This is a genomic window from Pseudomonas sp. P5_109, assembly GCF_034009455.1.
Classification (GTDB): Bacteria; Pseudomonadota; Gammaproteobacteria; order Pseudomonadales; family Pseudomonadaceae; genus Aquipseudomonas.
Map to the genome: position 1 here is coordinate 2,562,427 of NZ_CP125380.1, position 16,614 is coordinate 2,579,040.

A 16,614-nucleotide genomic window follows, 5' to 3' on the forward strand; every position below is an offset into this window, starting at 1 on the left:
ATGCCGGTAAGCGATTGCGAACTGACCCAGATGTTTGAACACGTGTTGAAACTGTCGAAAGTGGACTCGACTCAAAGCGTCGCGGTACTGAAAAGCCACTACTCCGACGCGCGTACCGTGCGGGCGGCCATGGACGCCGCGCAGCGTCTTGGGGCCAAGGTCTATGCGGTCGAGTTGCCGTCCTTCAATCACCCTATGGCCATGGGCAATGACATGACCGCTTACTGCGGCGACACCGCGCTGACCGGCAATATCGCCGCGCAACGGGCGCTGGAAGCGGCGGACCTTGTGGTCGACACCATGATGTTGCTGCACTCGCCGGAGCAGGAGCAGATCCTCAAGACCGGGACGCGCATACTGCTGGCGGTTGAACCACCGGAAGTGCTGGCGCGGATGCTGCCTACGCTGGCGGACAAAGAGCGGGTGATGGCGGCCGAGAAGCTGCTGAAGCAGGCGCGCTCGATCCACGTGAAGTCCAGGGCCGGCAGTGATTTCAAGGCGTTGCTCGGGCAATACCCTGCGGTCACCGAGTACGGTTTTGCCGATGAGCCTGGGCGTTGGGATCACTGGCCCAGCGGTTTTCTATTCTCCTGGCCAAACGAGGAAACCGCCGAAGGCGTACTGGTGATCGACGTCGGCGATATCCTGTTGCCGTTCAAGAATTACTCGCGAGAGAAGATCACCCTGGAAATCGAAAAGGGCTTCATTACCTCGATCCATGGTGGTTTCGAGGCCGAATACCTGCGCGACTACATGAAGTACTTCAACGACCCCGAGGTGTACGGCATCTCCCATATTGGCTGGGGTTTGCAACCGCGTGCGCAGTGGACCGCCATGGGCTTGCATGACAAAAACGACGGCATGTGCATGGATGCCCGGGCGTTCTACGGTAACTTCCTGTTCTCCACCGGGCCCAATACCGAGGTTGGCGGTACCCGAAAAACCCCGTGTCACCTGGACATCCCGCTACGCCATTGCGATATCTACCTCGATGATCAGGCGGTGGTCCTGGGTGGTGATGTGGTAGCGCCGCAGGCCTCTATCGCGCGGTGATATAAAAGAGGGGGGCACGGGACAGTGACCCACCACGATTGAGTTACCTTGATCCCCCTCGCAGGTTAATGTAAACGCCACTTACTTTTTTTTGATAGAGCTCGCCGTGCCGGATACGACAGACAACACCCCACAGACAACCGCTCCCTATGCCTTTTCCGAGCAGGTCGGTCATTTGCTGCGCAAGGCTTACCAGCGCAATATGGCGATCTTCCAGCAGAACGTCGACGATTCGCAGCTGACCGCCGTGCAGTTCATTACGCTGTGCGCCGTGCGTGATGGCGGGCCGAGCTCATTGACCGAGCTGGTCAAGGCCACTGCGGTGGATCAGGCAACCATTCGAGGCATCGTCGAGCGGCTCAAGGCGCGCGACCTGATCACCCTGGAGCCAGACCCTCAAGATCGGCGCAAAGTCATCGTTGGCCTGTCCGACAGTGGCCATCAATTAGTGCGTGACACCGTGCCTCATGCTGCCCGCGTCAGCGAACTGACCATGGGTAACCTCAACCCGGCCGAGCGCGTCGCGATCCTGTATCTGCTGCGCAAGATGATCGATGACGCCAACGATTGACGAGTAAGAAACCGTCCCTGGCATTTTTCTTGCGTCTGATTCATGAAGTGGATACTTCATTAAAAAAATGTAGTCAGGGGTAACGTGAGGAATCGGATAACCATCCCCCTCATCAAGCTCTAGAACCCGCATGGCACTGCGCAGGATCTGCGCAGCCTGCGCATGCGGTACCGATCACGCCTTTTTCATGTAGTGATTACTTAATAAAAAGCCGCACCTCATCAAGAGAGCGAGCGGTAACACCTGGAGAGTGCGACATGAGTGAGCAAGCACTGGCGCCGGAAAAGACCGTGACGCTTCACGTCAATGGCCAGACCACTACGGTCTGTGCCATGGCCGACACATCGCTGTTGCTGGTGCTGCGCAATGATTTACAGCTCAACGGCCCGAAATACGGTTGTGGCCTGGGCGAGTGCGGTGCCTGCACGGTGATCATCGATGGTGTTGCGGCGCGGGCTTGCGTGTTCCCGTTGTCCGGTGCCGAGGGACGGGAAATCACCACCCTCGAAGGCATTGGCAGCCGAGAGCATCCGCACCCGGTGCAGCAGGCTTTCATTGAGGAGCAGGCGGCGCAGTGTGGCTACTGCATGAACGGCATGATCATGACGGCCAAGGCCTTGCTCGACCGAAATCCGCACCCCAGCGAGGCGCAGATTCGCAATGAGTTGTCGGCCAATCTCTGCCGCTGCGGCACCCATATCGAAATTCTTCGTGCGGTACTGCGTGCCGCCCGTCAAAAGTCTTGAACGGATTGATGACCATGACCCATGCAACGCTCACCCGTGCTCAGCTGTTGACCAAGTCCGGCGTCTTGTTGATCGTCGATCAGATCCAGCCACCGTCCGGTCCTGTGGCCAAAGGTGGCGTACCCGTGATCAAACCCCAGGAGCTGGCGTTGTTCATTGCGGTCAACGACGACGGCAAGGTCTATGGGTTCAACGGCCACGTGGATCTGGGCACCGGTATCCGTACTTCGCTGGCACAAATCGTCGCTGAAGAGCTGGACCTGGCGCTGGATCAAGTCTGTATGGTCCTTGGCGATACCGACAGCGCACCGAACCAGGGCGCAACCATCGCCAGTGCGACCATCCAGATTTCGGCCATCCCCTTGCGTAACGCGGCGGCTGAAGCCCGGCGATTTTTGCTGGCACGGGCGGCCCGGCGTTTTGCCGTTGCAGCTGACACCTTACGGATAAACAGCGGGGTAGTTAGCAGCGAAGACGGTCGCCAGCTCACGTTTGCCGAACTGGTGGAGGGCGAGCGTGACCAGTTGACGATTTCCGGCGATGCGCCGCTCAAGCGTCTGGAAGATTATCGGCTGGTGGGCAAGGGCGCAGCGCGGGTGGACATTCCCGGTAAAGCCACCGGTGAGCTGACTTACGTGCATGACATGCGGCTGCCGGACATGCTGCATGGCCGGGTGATTCGCCCGCCTTATGCCGGGCTCGACAGCGGTGATTTCGTCGGCAACAGCCTGCTGGAAGTAGACGAGTCCTCCATCGCGCACATTCCCGGCATCGTGCGGGTGGTGGTGATTCGCGATTTTGTCGGCGTGGTAGCCATGCGTGAAGAGCAGGCCGCGAAAGCCGCCCAGGCACTGAAAGTCACCTGGAAAGCCTGGAACCACAAATTGCCGAACATGGATGACATCGCGCAGGCCATTCGCGACAACCCCAGGGTGCAGCGCGTCGTGCTGGACAAGGGCAATGTTGATCAAGCCTTGGAGCAGGCTAGCGAGCGCATGGCCCGCACCTACCTGTGGCCGTATCAGCTTCACGCCTCCATCGGTCCTTCCTGCGGGCTGGCGGACTATCAAGAGGACGGCATTCGCGTCTGGTCCGGCACGCAAAACCCGCATTTACTGCGCGCTGACCTGGCATGGCTGCTGGAGTATCCGGAAGAGCGGATCGAGATCATCCGCATGGAAGCGGCAGGTTGTTACGGGCGTAATTGCGCCGACGACGTGTGCGCCGATGCGGTGTTGCTGTCCCGGGCCGTCGGCGTGCCGGTACGGGTGCAACTGACCCGCGAGCAAGAGCACGTATGGGAGCCCAAGGGCACGGCGCAACTGATGGAGGTCGATGGAGGCATCAATGTCGATGGCGGGGTGGCCGGTTACGATTTTCAGACCAGCTACCCGTCCAATGGTGCACCGACCCTGGCACTGCTGCTGACGGGGCGCGTCGAACCGGTGGCGGCGATGTTCGAAATGGGCGACCGCACCTCGATCCCTCCGTATGATTTTGAACACATGCGCGTGAGCGTAAACGACATGACGCCCATTGTTCGGGCTTCGTGGATGCGGGGCGTGTCGGCGCTGCCCAATACCTTCGCCCATGAGTCGTATATCGATGAATTGGCCTTTGCCGCGGGTGTCGACCCCATCGAGTACCGTTTGCGTTATCTGAATGATGAGCGCGCCTCGGATCTGGTCAAAGCCACTGCTGCCCGCGCCGAATGGACACCGCGTACGCAGCCGATGCAAATCCCGGAGCAAGACAACATCCTGCGCGGCCGGGGTTTTGCCTATGCCCGTTACATTCACAGCAAATTTCCAGGCTTCGGCGCGGCGTGGGCGGCGTGGGTCGCGGACGTGGCGGTGGACAAGCGCAGCGGCGAAGTGTCAGTCACCCGCGTGGTGATCGGTCATGACGCCGGGATGATGATCAATCCGACCGGTGTTCAGCATCAGATTCACGGCAATGTGATTCAGTCCACCAGTCGCGTGCTCAAGGAGCGCGTGACCTTTGAAGAGTCCGCCGTTGCCAGCAAGGAATGGGGCGGTTACCCGATCCTGACATTCCCCCAGGTGCCGGAAATCGATGTGCTGATGATGCCGCGCCAGAACGAAGCACCCATGGGGGCGGGTGAGTCGGCGGCAGTGCCGAGCGCGGCAGCGATAGCCAATGCGATCTACGACGCCACCGGGATTCGCTTTCGTGAACTACCGATCACCGCTGAGCGTGTGCTGGCCGCGCTCAAAGGATCGGCGGACGAAGCGAATGCCAATCCCCCTGATTCGCCAAAGGCCAAGCGCTCGAAATGGTTGTTTGGCTCATTGTTCGCAGCGTTCGGCGCGATACTTGGCGTGGCTGCCACGGCTTTGCCCTGGCGCGCGGAAATCGCACCGATCACGCCACCCGGCGCGGGCACCTGGTCTGCGGCGACGCTGGAGCGAGGGCGTTTGCTGGCGGCAGTCGGTGATTGCGCGGTGTGCCACACAGCGCCAGGCGGCGCGACCAATGCTGGCGGGTTGGCAATGCAGACGCCTTTCGGAACGCTGTACAGCAGCAACATCACACCTGACCCGAAAACCGGAATTGGCAGTTGGTCCTATCCCGCGTTCGAGCGGGCCATGCGCGATGGCATCAGTCGCGATGGCAAGAATCTGTATCCGGCATTTCCTTACACGGCCTTCCGAAATATCAACGACGCCGATATGCAGGCGCTGTACGCGTACCTGATGTCACAGGCCCCGGTGAGCCAGCCAGCCAAGGTCAACGACATGCAGTTCCCATTCAACATGCGGCCACTGATGGCGGGTTGGAACGCGTTGTTCCTGCGCAAGGGTGAAATCCAGGTGCAGCCGCAACGCAGTGAGCAGTGGAATCGCGGCGCCTACCTGGTCAATGGACTGGGTCACTGCGCGGCCTGTCATTCACCGCGCAACCTGATGGGCGCGGAGAAGGGCGGTAAAAATTTCCTGGCGGGCGGCATGGTCGATGGCTGGGAAGCACCTGCGCTCAATGGCTTATCCAAATCGCCTACGCCGTGGACTGAAGATCAATTGTTCACCTACCTGAGCAGTGGTTATTCCGATGCCCACGGTGTCGCGGCGGGCCCCATGGGGCCAGTGGTTAGCGAATTGGCGAAGCTGCCCAAAGCAGACATACGGGCGATGGCGGTGTACCTGGCGTCGCTCGATGGCACGGCGCAAGCACAGACTCGCTCAAGCACACAAACCGTAGCGCAACCCAGTGTCACCGCAGTGTCGTTGAGCAATGGTCGGCGGGTGTTTGAAGGTTCCTGCCAAGGCTGTCACGCCGATGGTCTTGGGCCGAAACTGTTTGGTGTCAGTCCCTCGTTGGCGACTAATACCAACCTTCACAGTACGCTGCCAGACAACCTGCTGAAGGTCATTTTGCAAGGCATCTCCAATCCGGCGACGCCGGACCTTGGTTATATGCCAGGCTTCAAGGACAGCCTGTCCAACAGGCAAATCGCCGAACTGACGGCATACCTGCGCAATCGCTTCGCCTCAGCTGAACCTGCGTGGCAAGGGCTGGAGCAGAAGGTCGCGCACTTGCGGGCCAATCCCGGAACTCATTGATCAGAGAGTCACTGAGACGCAGGCAGTGTCAGCACGCCGCGCACCACCAGATCGCTGATGAACGCCAGCCAGTCCTGCTGCTGGCCTTGATCCGCCAGGTCTTGACCCAGAAATGAGGTGAGGGTGTGCCGGTTGGAGTTATAGAAGTAGCAGAGTGAAGCGATCATCAAGTAGACGTGATTGATGTCGATGTCCTGGCGAAACACCCCCTGCCGCTGACCCGCTTCGATGATCGGTGTGATCACGCCCAGCGTGGTGCCGGACAAGCGACGAAGCTCACTGGACTGCCTGGCGTGCGTGCCCTCGTGCAGGTTTTCGATATTGAGGATGGCGACGAATTCCGGATGCTTTACGTAGTAATGCCAGACGAATGCTACCCGATCACGCAGGGCCTGCACGGGGTTCGAAAGGTCCGGGCGTAGCATGCTTTCGGCTTGGTTGAATGCTTCATAAGTGTGCTCAAGCACCCGTACAAAGAGGTTTTCCTTGCTGCCGAAATAGTAATAGATCATCCGGTCATTGGACTCGGCTTCACTGGAAATCTGTTCGATCCGCCCGCCCGCATAACCATCACGGGTGAAGACCTTGACCGCGGCCTTGAGAATACGAGCCTTGGTCTGGTCGGCCTGCTGGGCTCTGATACCTGTTTTTTTGTTCACGCTGTTGCCCTTGACGATTATGCGTAGCGATATTTATGGCCAGGAAATGACATGCCATTGCGTGGTAGTGCGCCACCGATCTCTGAACTGGGCACTCCGGCCAAAGGGTTTCTTTGGGCGCCCCGGGTTTTCTCGTACACCGTTATGCATTAGCTCGATGGCACATTGTTCTTCGACGAATGCAAGGGAATGAATAGTACTCCCGTTCACTGCGTTCGGCGGGTTGTTGGCAACGCTGTTTTTCCCCGCAAACGAGGGGCCGATCACTTGAAGACGATGCGCAGCAATCAACTGAATTTGACCCGGGAGAGTGACCATGTCTGATGTGTACGCCTTGCTCGATGCATTGGATCAAGCCAACAGCACAAAGATCGATGCTGTGCTCGCCACGGTCGTCAAGGTCGAGGGCTCGGCCTATCGGCGTCCGGGTGCGAGGATGCTGATTCCGCATTTTGGCCAGACAGTCGGAACCATCAGTGGTGGTTGTCTGGAACAGGAGTTGGCCAAGAAGGCCTGGTGGTTAACTGAGTCCGGCGAGGCAGTGGTTCGTCGTTACAGCACTGCTGCCCAGGAAGATGAGGACGCCGATGATGAAGACGCGGCGCTGACGTTTGGTCTGGGCTGCAACGGTACCGTGCATGTACTCCTGGAACGCCATGATGCCGGCAAGCAGAGTCTGTTGCTCGATGTGCTGCAACAGGTGAAGGCCACCGGTCAACCGGCAGCACTGGCAACGGTCATCTCGGTGGGTCGAAAAAACCGTGTGCAGGTCGGTGCTCGAATGGGACTGAACGCCTTTATGAACGCGTGTGAGGGCATCCGCTGCCAAGCGCTTCAACACACCCTGCAGGGTGATTTGCGCAGTACCCTTGCGCGCAAGAAGTCTCAGTTGATGATTTACGGAAGCGGAGCCAATGAAGTCGAGGTCTTTCTTGAATACATCGCGCCACAGCGTCGACTGATGATCTTTGGCGCGGGTCATGACGCCCAGCCTTTGGTGCGGTTCGCCAGGGATTTGAACTGGCATGTCACGGTGGTGGACGGGCGTGCGCATTTTGCTCGCCCGGAACGGTTCCCTGGAGCAAGCCAGGTCATTGTTGCGCCTATCGACGAGCCTTTTAACTTATCCAGTGCTGTCGACGGTGCCGCAGTGGTGATCATGACCCACAGCTATCGACAGGATCGGTATTGGCTGGAAAACGTTTTGCAATGCTCTCCCGCCTATGTCGGGCAGTTGGGTCCTCGAGAGCGAACAGAACGACTGCTTGATGAGATGGGCGCATCGGACCGTTCGCCAGAAGTTGTGCCCGGGCTTCATTATCCGATTGGGTTGGATTTGGGGGGCGATACCCCGGCGAGCGTGGCCTTGGCCATTGTTGGCGAGATCACGGCCTACCTCAATGAACGCAGTGGCGGCATGCTGAAATACCGCAAGACCACCATTCACCAAGCTTGTGAGCCAACCCGCTCTCCAGCGGTGGGCGGCCTGCAGGCGAAAATGGAAGCGTAGCGGCTGCAGGGACTTGTGCAGCTTTGTGGTTCAGGCTTTCTAAACTGGCAGATCACCTGCTGTGTCCTCTGTACCGCCGTTTTTATTTGCTCCCTGAGGATTCGGCCGGCATCTTCAGCGGTCAGCGACTCGAGTTCTTTGATGTTGATTTTGGCCATGAAATGGACTCCCCCTACTTTCCCCCCCACAAAAACCACTGGCTCTCGGTGGATTCTTCACCTCTTTCGGAGGAGATGGACGCAAGATTTCTGTGTGCCAATGTCCCCGCAGAAAGTTTGGCGATGGAGGGCAGGGAGGAACACCCCTAGTAAGTGTCCTAGCTTCAGTCCTACAACATCTGTCTCCAATTGCACCGAGTGTGAGCTGGCAACTCCATCGGGTTGTTATCGGCTCAGCCGATTTAAGCCTTCGAATTATCGATTTGTGCTGCTATCGATGGGGCTTGAGTATGGGGCCACTTCCAACAATAAAAATCGAAGGCCCCGCCATGATTGCCCGATTCCATAATCCTGTTGATACACGTTTCGGCTGGGATAGCCTCCGGGAACTTGCCTCAATCACCGAAAATCAGACCGTGGCCCTTGTGATCTTTCCCGAAGCACGAGGACTGGGATTAGTGGATCGTATTCAGGATCTGTTGGGCGACCGGCTGGTGTACATCGTTGAAGATGTTCAACCCAATCCTGATGTTGCTCAATTGCGTAGCACCTATGAGCGGTTCTGGCGGGAAGCGGGTGATTGCCACGCAGTCCTCGCCGTGGGTGGCGGTAGCGCGATCGACACCGCCAAAGCGCTCATCGTCGGCACCGAATCAGGCAGCTTTGATGAGTTGCTCACTTTGTTGGCTGCGGGCAAACCCTTTGTTCCTGCGCGTTGCAAACAACTGATTGCTGCGCCCACCACGGCGGGGACAGGGAGCGAAGTCACTCCGTGGGCTACTATCTGGGATACAGAGAATCAAAAGAAATATTCCCTGCACCTGGACTGTACCTGGCCCAAGGTCGCCATTATCGACCCGAAGTTGATGTTGACAGTACCTGCCGGTGTCACCGTTTCTACCGGCCTGGACGCCCTGTCGCATGCGCTGGAGTCGATCTGGAACATCAATGCCAACCCGATTTCGGACACCTTTGCCATTTCTGCCATTGAAGACATCCTCGAGTGCCTGCCGTTGTTACGCCGTGACCTGACCAGCAAGGAGCTGCGTTCACGAATGGCACTGGCCGCACTTAAAGCCGGGATGGCCTTTTCCAACACCAAAACTGCGTTGGCCCACTCCATTTCTTACGAGATGACTCTGCGTCACGGGCTACCTCATGGTATCGCCTGCTCCTTCACCTTGCCGTTGGTCTTGGGCCTGGCTTGGGGACATGACGAAGCGCGCGACCGGATCCTGCAACGGGTATTCGGCAATGACCTCGCCGAAGCGCAGGCACAACTACGCGATTTCCTGCACAGCCTTGATGTGAAAACCGAGTTTGCCGACTACGGCATCACGGCAAAGGAAGCCGAGGAGATGATTAATTTCGCCATGCAAGGCGCGCGAGGCAAGAACTTCATCGGCGCGAAAGCGGCCTAGCGGTTTCTCCCTCGAAGCACTGTCGCGACGTGACGACCGCGGCAATTTCCTGATGCACCAAGAGTGCACGCTCCGACTCGCTCGGAGGGAACGAACAATAATAAGGAAAAGATCATGAATCGTGCCCAAACCATGCCAGGTCTCGCAATATCCACTTCATCGTTCCGAGTCGCACAGTGGCGCATGCTACTGGCGGCCATGTTCTGCTATCTGTTTTTCTACACCGGTCGGCAAACCTTTGGTTTTGCCATCCCGGGTATTCAGGCCGAGTTCGGCTTTACCAAGGAACATCTGGGCTGGGCCTCGGCGGCCATGCTCTGGGCCTACGCCATTGGCCAAGCCATCAATGGCAATCTCGCCGATAAGTTCGGTGGCCGGCGCATCATGACTGCCGGCGCGGTGTTGTCCTGTGCGGCTAACTGGATGACCAGCTTCGCCCATGGTTTTACCGCTCTGATCCTGCCCTGGGGGATCAACGGTTATTTCCAAGCCTTGGGTTGGGCGCCGGGTAGTCGACTCATTTCCAATTGGTGGAGTGCGGGCGAGCGCGGCAAGGTGTATGGGTTTTATGTGTTCGCTGCAGGTTGTGCCTCGGTCCTTTCTTATGTCACCTCGATCGTCGTGCTCGAGGTGCTGCAACTGGAATGGCGTTGGATCTTCCGTTTGCCAGTGCTGCTGATGCTGGCGGGCGGCATCATCTTCTACCTGGTAGCCCGTGAACGTCCGCAGGATTTGGGCTTTGAGCCTCTCGCCGACACCGGGGTGGCCAACGCCGATGACAAGAACCACGAAGTGGCACACGGTGAAGTTGAAACCTCGGCGCAACGCTATAAAGCGGTGCTGAAGAATGCCCGCTTGATCATCGCCGCCGTGTCGCTGGGATTCCAGAACGCGGCCCGCTATGGCCTGATCGTCTGGGTACCGGTGCACTTTCTGGGCGCCAACTGGAAAAGCGGCGACAGCCTGGTCGATCCAAAGTGGATTACCGTAGCGCTGCCGGTTGGCATGGCCATCGGTGCCCTCAGCAATGGCTGGGTGTCGGACAAACTGTTCGGTTCCAAACGCTACCTGGCAATCATGCTTTACATGTTCCTCGGCGCGGCAACCAGCCTGTGGATGTGGAGCCTGCCGCCGCATAGCGCCCTCGGTCTGGTGGCGTTGTTCCTCTGCGGTTTCTTCGTCTACGGTCCGGCGTCGAGCTTTTGGGCCTTGTGCCCGGACCTGGTCGGTGCCAAACGAGCAGGTACGGCCACCGGCGTGATGAACTTCGCGTCCTATCTGTTTGCAGGTCTGGCCGAGCCCCTGATCGGGGGCATGCTCGATGCTACCGGGAACACCTCTCTGATCTTCATCGTGGTCACTGCCGCCTGCCTGTGCAGTGCCTCGGTGGCACTGTTCATACGACGTTGATTGCTAGGCTATAGATGCTTGAATCAGAGACGGTCGCTCAGGAATAGGAACTTTTATGTACCAGTATCACAAATGGCTACGTTCCTTTCACGCGGTAGCGAAGACCGGCAGCTTCACGCTCGCTGCCGAGTTCCTGAGCGTTGGTCAGTCAACGGTCAGCGAGCAGGTTACTGCGCTGGAAAAAAAGTACTCCGTGGAACTATTCCACCGTCGTGGCCGCTTTATCGAAATGAGCTGGGCCGGACACCAGCTCTATGCGATCACCCAAGGTCTATTCGGTCAAGAGGATGAAGCTGTGCAACTTCTTCAAAGTTTCAAACAGCACAAAACCGGAATGCTGCGACTGGGGGCTGTATCTCCGCCCATTGCGATGAACCTGACTTACGAATTGATGCAGAGGCATCCGGACATAGAACTGGAAACTTCGTTCTCTCCTGAGAAAGAGACGCTGGATCGCCTCTTCAACTTTGATATCGATGTGGCGATTCTTGCTCTCTCAGAATTCGATCAGCGTTTTCACACTCAGCTTTACCGGCGCTATCCGATTATTGCTGTTGTCCGCGATGATCATCCTTGGGCCAGTCAGAAAGAGGTGCACGTCGAGCAGATCAGCGCAGAGAGGTTGGTTCTTCGTGAAAAAAGCTCGCGGACTCGTCAACTGGTGGAGGAAAGCTGCAAGAGCCTGGGCGTTGAGCTGAACTGCGTCATGCAATTGAATAGCCGTGAGGCGATCGTCCACGCCATCGCCAAGGGCATCGGAATCGGCTTTGTTTCTGCCGTCGAGTACGCCGAAACCCCAGGCACAAAACCGATCACTTTTGTTGATCACCCATTTTTTATTGATTACCACCTGTGCTGCCTCGGTATTCGCAAAAATCGGCCGATGCTCGCAGAGTTGTTCGACTCGAGCCCTACGCCGATAACCTGATCCCGTAACGCGTTTGAACAATCAATAGGCGTACTTCTTGATGATGAGAGGGACGGCCTTCACATACCCAAAAAATGGAGACTCACCATGCACTACAAACAACCTTCCCAACTGCAAGCCGTGGTTTTGGACTGGGCAGGCACCGTCGTTGACTTCGGCTCTTTCGCACCGACCCAAATCTTCGTCGAAGCCTTCGCCGAGTTTGGCGTTGCGGTCTCTCTGGAAGAAGCCCGCGGGCCGATGGGCATGGGCAAGTGGGATCACATTCGCACGCTGTGCAACGAGCCACAGATTGCCGCACGTTACCAGGCCGCCTTCGGCCGCCTGCCAACCGACGAGGATGTCACCGCTCTTTACGAGCGCTTCATGCCGTTGCAGATCGAAAAGATCGCCCTGCACTCTGCGTTGATTCCCGGTGCTCTCGATACTATCAATGGCTTACGCGACAAGGGTCTGAAAATCGGCTCCTGCTCGGGTTATCCGGCCGTGGTCATGGAAAAAGTCGTAGAGCTGGCCCGTAAGAACGGCTACGTCACCGATCACGTCGTGGCCACTGACGAAGTGCCTAACGGCCGTCCGTACCCAGCCCAGGCCTTGGCGAACGTGATTGCCCTGGGGATCAGCGACGTGGCTGCCTGTGTGAAAGTCGATGACACTTGGCCGGGCATCCTCGAAGGCCGCAGCGCGGGCATGTGGACGGTCGCACTGACCTGTTCCGGCAACGCACTGGGTCTGACCTATGAGGAATTCAAAGACTTGTCCCTGGAGGAGTTGGCCGAAGAACGCACACGCATCATCAAGATGTTCGAAGGCTCTCGCCCGCACTACCTGATCGACACCATCGTCGATTTGCCGACTGTCATTGAAGACATCAATGCGCGCCTGGCACGCGGAGAAACCCCACAGGGTTCCTGATTCTGCACGGTTTGTGTCACTGACAGTGGCCGTCCCCCGGACGGTCACAACCCAAAACAACAAGAGAATCCGACCATGAACTACGCCCACCCAGGCACTCCCGGTGCCATCGTTTCCTTCAAGTCCCGTTATGGCAACTACATCGGCGGTGAGTTCGTTGCGCCGGTCAATGGTCAGTACTTCACCACCACCTCGCCTGTGAATGGCCAACCGATTGCCGAATTCCCCCGCTCTAGCGCCGAAGACATCGAAAAGGCGCTGGACGCTGCCCATGCAGCCGCTGATGCCTGGGGCAAGACCTCGGTGCAGGACCGCGCCTTGGCGCTGCTGAAAATTGCCGACCGCATCGAACAGAACCTCGAACTGCTGGCCGTCACCGAAACCTGGGACAACGGCAAAGCCGTGCGTGAAACGCTGAATGCCGACATCCCGCTGGCCGTGGACCATTTCCGCTACTACGCCGGTTGCATCCGTGCCCAGGAAGGCAGCTCAGCGGAAATCAACGAACACACCGCCGCCTATCACTTCCACGAACCACTGGGCGTAGTCGGGCAGATCATCCCGTGGAACTTCCCGATCCTGATGGCCGCCTGGAAACTCGCCCCGGCCCTGGCCGCCGGTAACTGCGTGGTGCTCAAGCCTGCCGAGCAAACCCCGCTGGGCATCACCGTGCTGGTCGAACTGATCGGCGACCTGCTGCCACCCGGCGTGCTGAACATCGTCCAGGGTTTCGGTCGCGAAGCCGGCGAAGCCCTGGCCACCAGCAAGCGCATCGCCAAGATTGCCTTCACCGGCTCGACCCCGGTCGGCTCGCACATCATGAAATGCGCCGCCGAAAACATCATCCCGTCCACCGTGGAGCTGGGTGGCAAATCGCCGAACATCTTCTTCGAAGACATCATGAAGGCCGAACCGTCCTTCATCGAAAAAGCCGCTGAAGGCCTGGTGCTGGCGTTCTTCAACCAGGGCGAAGTCTGCACCTGCCCATCTCGCGCGCTGGTGCAGGAGTCGATCTACGACGAATTCATGCAAGTGGTGATGAAGAAGGTCCTGCAAATCAAACGTGGCGACCCGCTGGACACCGACACCATGGTCGGCGCCCAGGCGTCCGAGCAGCAATTCGACAAGATTCTTTCGTACCTGGAAATCGCCAAGGGCGAAGGCGCCGAGCTGCTGACCGGCGGCAAGATAGAAAAACTCGAGGGCAGCCTGGCGACCGGGTATTACATCCAGCCAACCCTGCTCAAGGGCACCAACAAGATGCGCGTGTTCCAGGAAGAAATCTTCGGCCCGGTGGTGAGCATCACCACCTTCAAGGACGAAGCCGAAGCCCTGGCCATCGCCAACGACACCGAGTTCGGCCTCGGAGCCGGCCTCTGGACCCGCGACATCAACCGCGCCTACCGCATGGGCCGCGCCATCAAGGCCGGTCGTGTGTGGACCAACTGCTACCACCTGTACCCGGCGCACGCCGCGTTCGGCGGGTACAAGAAGTCCGGCGTCGGCCGTGAAACCCACAAGATGATGCTCGACCACTATCAGCAGACCAAAAACCTGCTGGTGAGCTACGACATCAATCCGCTGGGCTTCTTCTAATCGCGTAACGGCTATTCGCCAGCAAGCCGGCTCCTACAGGATCACGCAAACCCTGTAGGAGCGAGCTTGCTCGCGATGGCGGTCTCAAACACAAAAAATAACCTTCCCGCCGCGCGGAGCTGTCGATGAAAATCCGTTACAAGGTAAGCCTTGTGGCTGCTTGTGTGCTGTTCGTGACGACCAGTCTGCTGTCGCTGGTCCAGGTCAGTCAGGTCCGTTCTATTTTGCGCACGCAAGTCGAGGAGGGTATCTCCGAATCGAGCAATGCAGTGGCACGGCAGATCGAAAACTGGCTGAACGCCAAACTTCGGCTGATGGACTTGGCGGCTCAGGCGATCGACAGCCAGTACAGCCCGCAAGCCACCCAACGCATCATCGATTCACCGATACTGAAAAACGAATTCGAACTGGTATTCGGTGCCCTTCAATCAGATGGAAAACCGATCAAGAACTCCGCACCCTGGAGTCCCGGTCCTGACTACGATGGACGCTTGCGCCCTTGGTATGCGAGCGGCAAGGCGGGTAGTCAGTCGGTTTTAACCGAGCCCTATAAGGCTTCAACTTCCGACGAAATCCTGATCTCGGCCGTCACCAAAATCAGCGATGGTGGCCAGTTTCTCGGTGTGTTTGGGGGACAAATTCGTCTGAACACGATTGCCGACGCCATTAATACGTTGGACTTTGGCGGGGCCGGTTATGCATTTCTGATGAGTCGAAACGGCAACATTATTTCCCATCCGGACGCCAATCTGAATGGTAAGCCCTACGGCGAAATTTTCGGCGGTGCCCAGCCACCACTCCACAGTCAGTTGCAGGAGGTACAGATAAAGGGAAAGACACTCCTGATTTCCTTCATCCCTCTTTCTCAGCTCAAGGGCATGGATTGGTACATTGGTGTGGTGCTCGATCAGGACATTGTCATGGCCGCAGCCCACACCCTGAGTTGGCGTGCCGTCATTGGTACGGGCCTGGGTGTATTGCTTAGCCTGTTGGTGTTGGGGCTGCTGGTCAGACGGCTACTCCGACCCCTGGATCAACTCAAGGAATCGTTGGCAGACATCAATCGCGGAGAAGGCGACCTGACCCGTCAGCTACCCGTGGTCGGCAATGATGAAATTGCACTGGTCGCCGGTGAGTTCAACCAGTTCCTGCAGAACCTGAAAGCACTCATTGGCGATGTGAAAAACAGCTCGCACCAGGTTCGCGAGAGCACCACCGCGACGTCATTTGAAGCGGATCAGGCAGCCAACCGCGTACAGATTCAATTACAGGAACTGGATCAACTGGCCACGGCCATGACCGAGATGGCCTCGACCGCCGAGGACGTCGCACGCAACGCTCAAGTCGCGGCTGAAGCAGCGATCGTTGCCACCGGGCAAGCAACGGACGGAGTCGCCCTGGTCTCCAGGTCAACGGGGGCCATCAAGCGTCTGGCTGACGAGATGGACGACACCGGTCATGCGATCAATGAATTGTCCACGCTCAGTCAAAGCATCGAATCGATCGTGGCGGTCATCACCAGCATCGCCGACCAGACCAATCTTCTCGCGCTCAATGCGGCCATCGAGGCGGCGCGCGCTGGTGAATCGGGGCGCGGGTTTGCTGTGGTGGCTGATGAGGTGCGCTCGCTGGCCTCGCGGACCCAGCAATCCACTCAGGAAATACGCCTGATGATTGAGCAACTGCAGACGGGGGTCAAACACGCTCAAGTGCGAATGCAGCAAAGCCGCGACACTGCCAGCAAGACGGCAGGCGATGCCGATGCGGCCAATGCAACGCTCGAACGCATACGTGAAGCCATTTACCGCATCAATGACATGAACCTGCAGATTGCCGCCGCCGCTGAAGAACAGAGCGCCACGACCGAGGAAATCAATCGCAATACGAGCAATATCCGCGATATCAGTCTTGAAGTATCCGGCAGTGCGGACAAGCAGGTTCGTCAATGCTCGGCGATGGTGGACCATGTCGGCCAGCAGGACAAACTTCTCAGTCGCTTCAGGGTTTGAGTTTCGCAATTGCCCGAATGCTCAGGCTGCAGACAGTGACAGATCACAAAAACA

General features: G+C 58.1%; 12 protein-coding genes and 1 pseudogene. 12 read left to right on the plus strand and 1 reads right to left on the minus strand.

What is annotated here, in order from left to right; genetic code table 11:
* From QMK54_RS11720 to QMK54_RS11735, 4 genes are all read left to right on the plus strand, one after another.
* Positions 1 to 1,053, plus strand: a complete 1,053-nt coding sequence (locus QMK54_RS11720) for a 2,5-dihydroxypyridine 5,6-dioxygenase (protein WP_110658853.1) — start codon at positions 1 to 3, stop codon at positions 1,051 to 1,053.
* A gap of 106 nt (positions 1,054 to 1,159) precedes the next feature.
* A complete protein-coding gene (locus QMK54_RS11725; protein ID WP_110658851.1) occupies positions 1,160 to 1,624 on the plus strand; it encodes a MarR family winged helix-turn-helix transcriptional regulator in 465 nt (154 codons plus the stop codon).
* Positions 1,625 to 1,881: 257 nt separating this feature from the next.
* Positions 1,882 to 2,370, plus strand: coding sequence for a (2Fe-2S)-binding protein (locus QMK54_RS11730; RefSeq protein WP_223590558.1), 489 nt, complete (start codon positions 1,882 to 1,884; stop codon positions 2,368 to 2,370).
* Positions 2,371 to 2,384: 14 nt separating this feature from the next.
* Entirely contained in the window at positions 2,385 to 5,954 is a 3,570-nt protein-coding gene (locus tag QMK54_RS11735) for a molybdopterin cofactor-binding domain-containing protein (RefSeq protein WP_320402534.1), read from the plus strand.
* A gap of 8 nt (positions 5,955 to 5,962) precedes the next feature.
* Here the strand turns inward: QMK54_RS11735 and QMK54_RS11740 are convergent, their stop codons facing one another.
* Positions 5,963 to 6,613 carry a TetR/AcrR family transcriptional regulator gene (locus QMK54_RS11740; protein ID WP_110658847.1) on the minus strand — a complete coding sequence of 217 codons (651 nt, stop codon included), beginning with the start codon at positions 6,611 to 6,613 and terminating at the stop codon, positions 5,963 to 5,965.
* A 316-nt stretch (positions 6,614 to 6,929) separates the two neighbouring features.
* Here QMK54_RS11740 and QMK54_RS11745 point away from each other — a divergent pair, with 316 nt between their 5' ends.
* The 8 genes and pseudogenes from QMK54_RS11745 (at position 6,930) to QMK54_RS31205 (ending at position 16,560) form a co-directional block, all read left to right on the plus strand.
* The gene (locus QMK54_RS11745; RefSeq protein ID WP_223590551.1) at positions 6,930 to 8,123 is read left to right on the plus strand and encodes an XdhC family protein; all 1,194 of its coding nucleotides are present in this window, start codon (positions 6,930 to 6,932) and stop codon (positions 8,121 to 8,123) included.
* 487 nt (positions 8,124 to 8,610) lie between these two features.
* Positions 8,611 to 9,702, plus strand: a complete 1,092-nt coding sequence (gene psrA, locus QMK54_RS11750) for an iron-containing alcohol dehydrogenase PsrA (RefSeq protein ID WP_110658841.1) — start codon at positions 8,611 to 8,613, stop codon at positions 9,700 to 9,702.
* 114 nt (positions 9,703 to 9,816) lie between these two features.
* Entirely contained in the window at positions 9,817 to 11,112 is a 1,296-nt protein-coding gene (locus tag QMK54_RS11755) for an MFS transporter (RefSeq protein WP_320402535.1), read from the plus strand.
* 55 nt (positions 11,113 to 11,167) lie between these two features.
* Complete coding sequence (locus QMK54_RS11760; RefSeq protein ID WP_223590549.1) at positions 11,168 to 12,040, plus strand: LysR substrate-binding domain-containing protein; 873 nt, start codon at positions 11,168 to 11,170, stop codon at positions 12,038 to 12,040.
* Positions 12,041 to 12,127: 87 nt separating this feature from the next.
* Positions 12,128 to 12,955: a phosphonoacetaldehyde hydrolase gene (gene phnX / locus QMK54_RS11765; RefSeq protein WP_110658835.1), complete on the plus strand. Its 828-nt coding sequence runs from the start codon at positions 12,128 to 12,130 to the stop codon at positions 12,953 to 12,955.
* Between the two features lie 75 nt (positions 12,956 to 13,030).
* Positions 13,031 to 14,551: an aldehyde dehydrogenase family protein gene (locus tag QMK54_RS11770; RefSeq protein ID WP_320402536.1), complete on the plus strand. Its 1,521-nt coding sequence runs from the start codon at positions 13,031 to 13,033 to the stop codon at positions 14,549 to 14,551.
* Between the two features lie 125 nt (positions 14,552 to 14,676).
* A pseudogene (locus tag QMK54_RS31200) lies at positions 14,677 to 15,702 on the plus strand (cache domain-containing protein); the annotation flags it as partial.
* A 27-nt stretch (positions 15,703 to 15,729) separates the two neighbouring features.
* The gene (locus QMK54_RS31205; protein ID WP_413787369.1) at positions 15,730 to 16,560 is read left to right on the plus strand and encodes a methyl-accepting chemotaxis protein; all 831 of its coding nucleotides are present in this window, start codon (positions 15,730 to 15,732) and stop codon (positions 16,558 to 16,560) included.
* Positions 16,561 to 16,614: the final 54 nt, after the last annotated feature.

What these genes read in the sequence shown, in the direction of transcription:
- QMK54_RS11730 (WP_223590558.1), top strand. Translation starts at nt 1,882, where the DNA reads ATGAGTGAGCAAGCACTGGCGCCGGAAAAGACCGTGACGCTTCACGTC.
- QMK54_RS11770 (WP_320402536.1), top strand. Translation starts at nt 13,031, where the DNA reads ATGAACTACGCCCACCCAGGCACTCCCGGTGCCATCGTTTCCTTCAAG.
- psrA (WP_110658841.1), top strand. Translation starts at nt 8,611, where the DNA reads ATGATTGCCCGATTCCATAATCCTGTTGATACACGTTTCGGCTGGGAT.
- phnX (WP_110658835.1), top strand. Translation starts at nt 12,128, where the DNA reads ATGCACTACAAACAACCTTCCCAACTGCAAGCCGTGGTTTTGGACTGG.
- QMK54_RS11720 (WP_110658853.1), top strand. Translation starts at nt 1, where the DNA reads ATGCCGGTAAGCGATTGCGAACTGACCCAGATGTTTGAACACGTGTTG.
- QMK54_RS11760 (WP_223590549.1), top strand. Translation starts at nt 11,168, where the DNA reads ATGTACCAGTATCACAAATGGCTACGTTCCTTTCACGCGGTAGCGAAG.
- QMK54_RS11735 (WP_320402534.1), top strand. Translation starts at nt 2,385, where the DNA reads ATGACCCATGCAACGCTCACCCGTGCTCAGCTGTTGACCAAGTCCGGC.
- QMK54_RS11755 (WP_320402535.1), top strand. Translation starts at nt 9,817, where the DNA reads ATGAATCGTGCCCAAACCATGCCAGGTCTCGCAATATCCACTTCATCG.
- QMK54_RS11745 (WP_223590551.1), top strand. Translation starts at nt 6,930, where the DNA reads ATGTCTGATGTGTACGCCTTGCTCGATGCATTGGATCAAGCCAACAGC.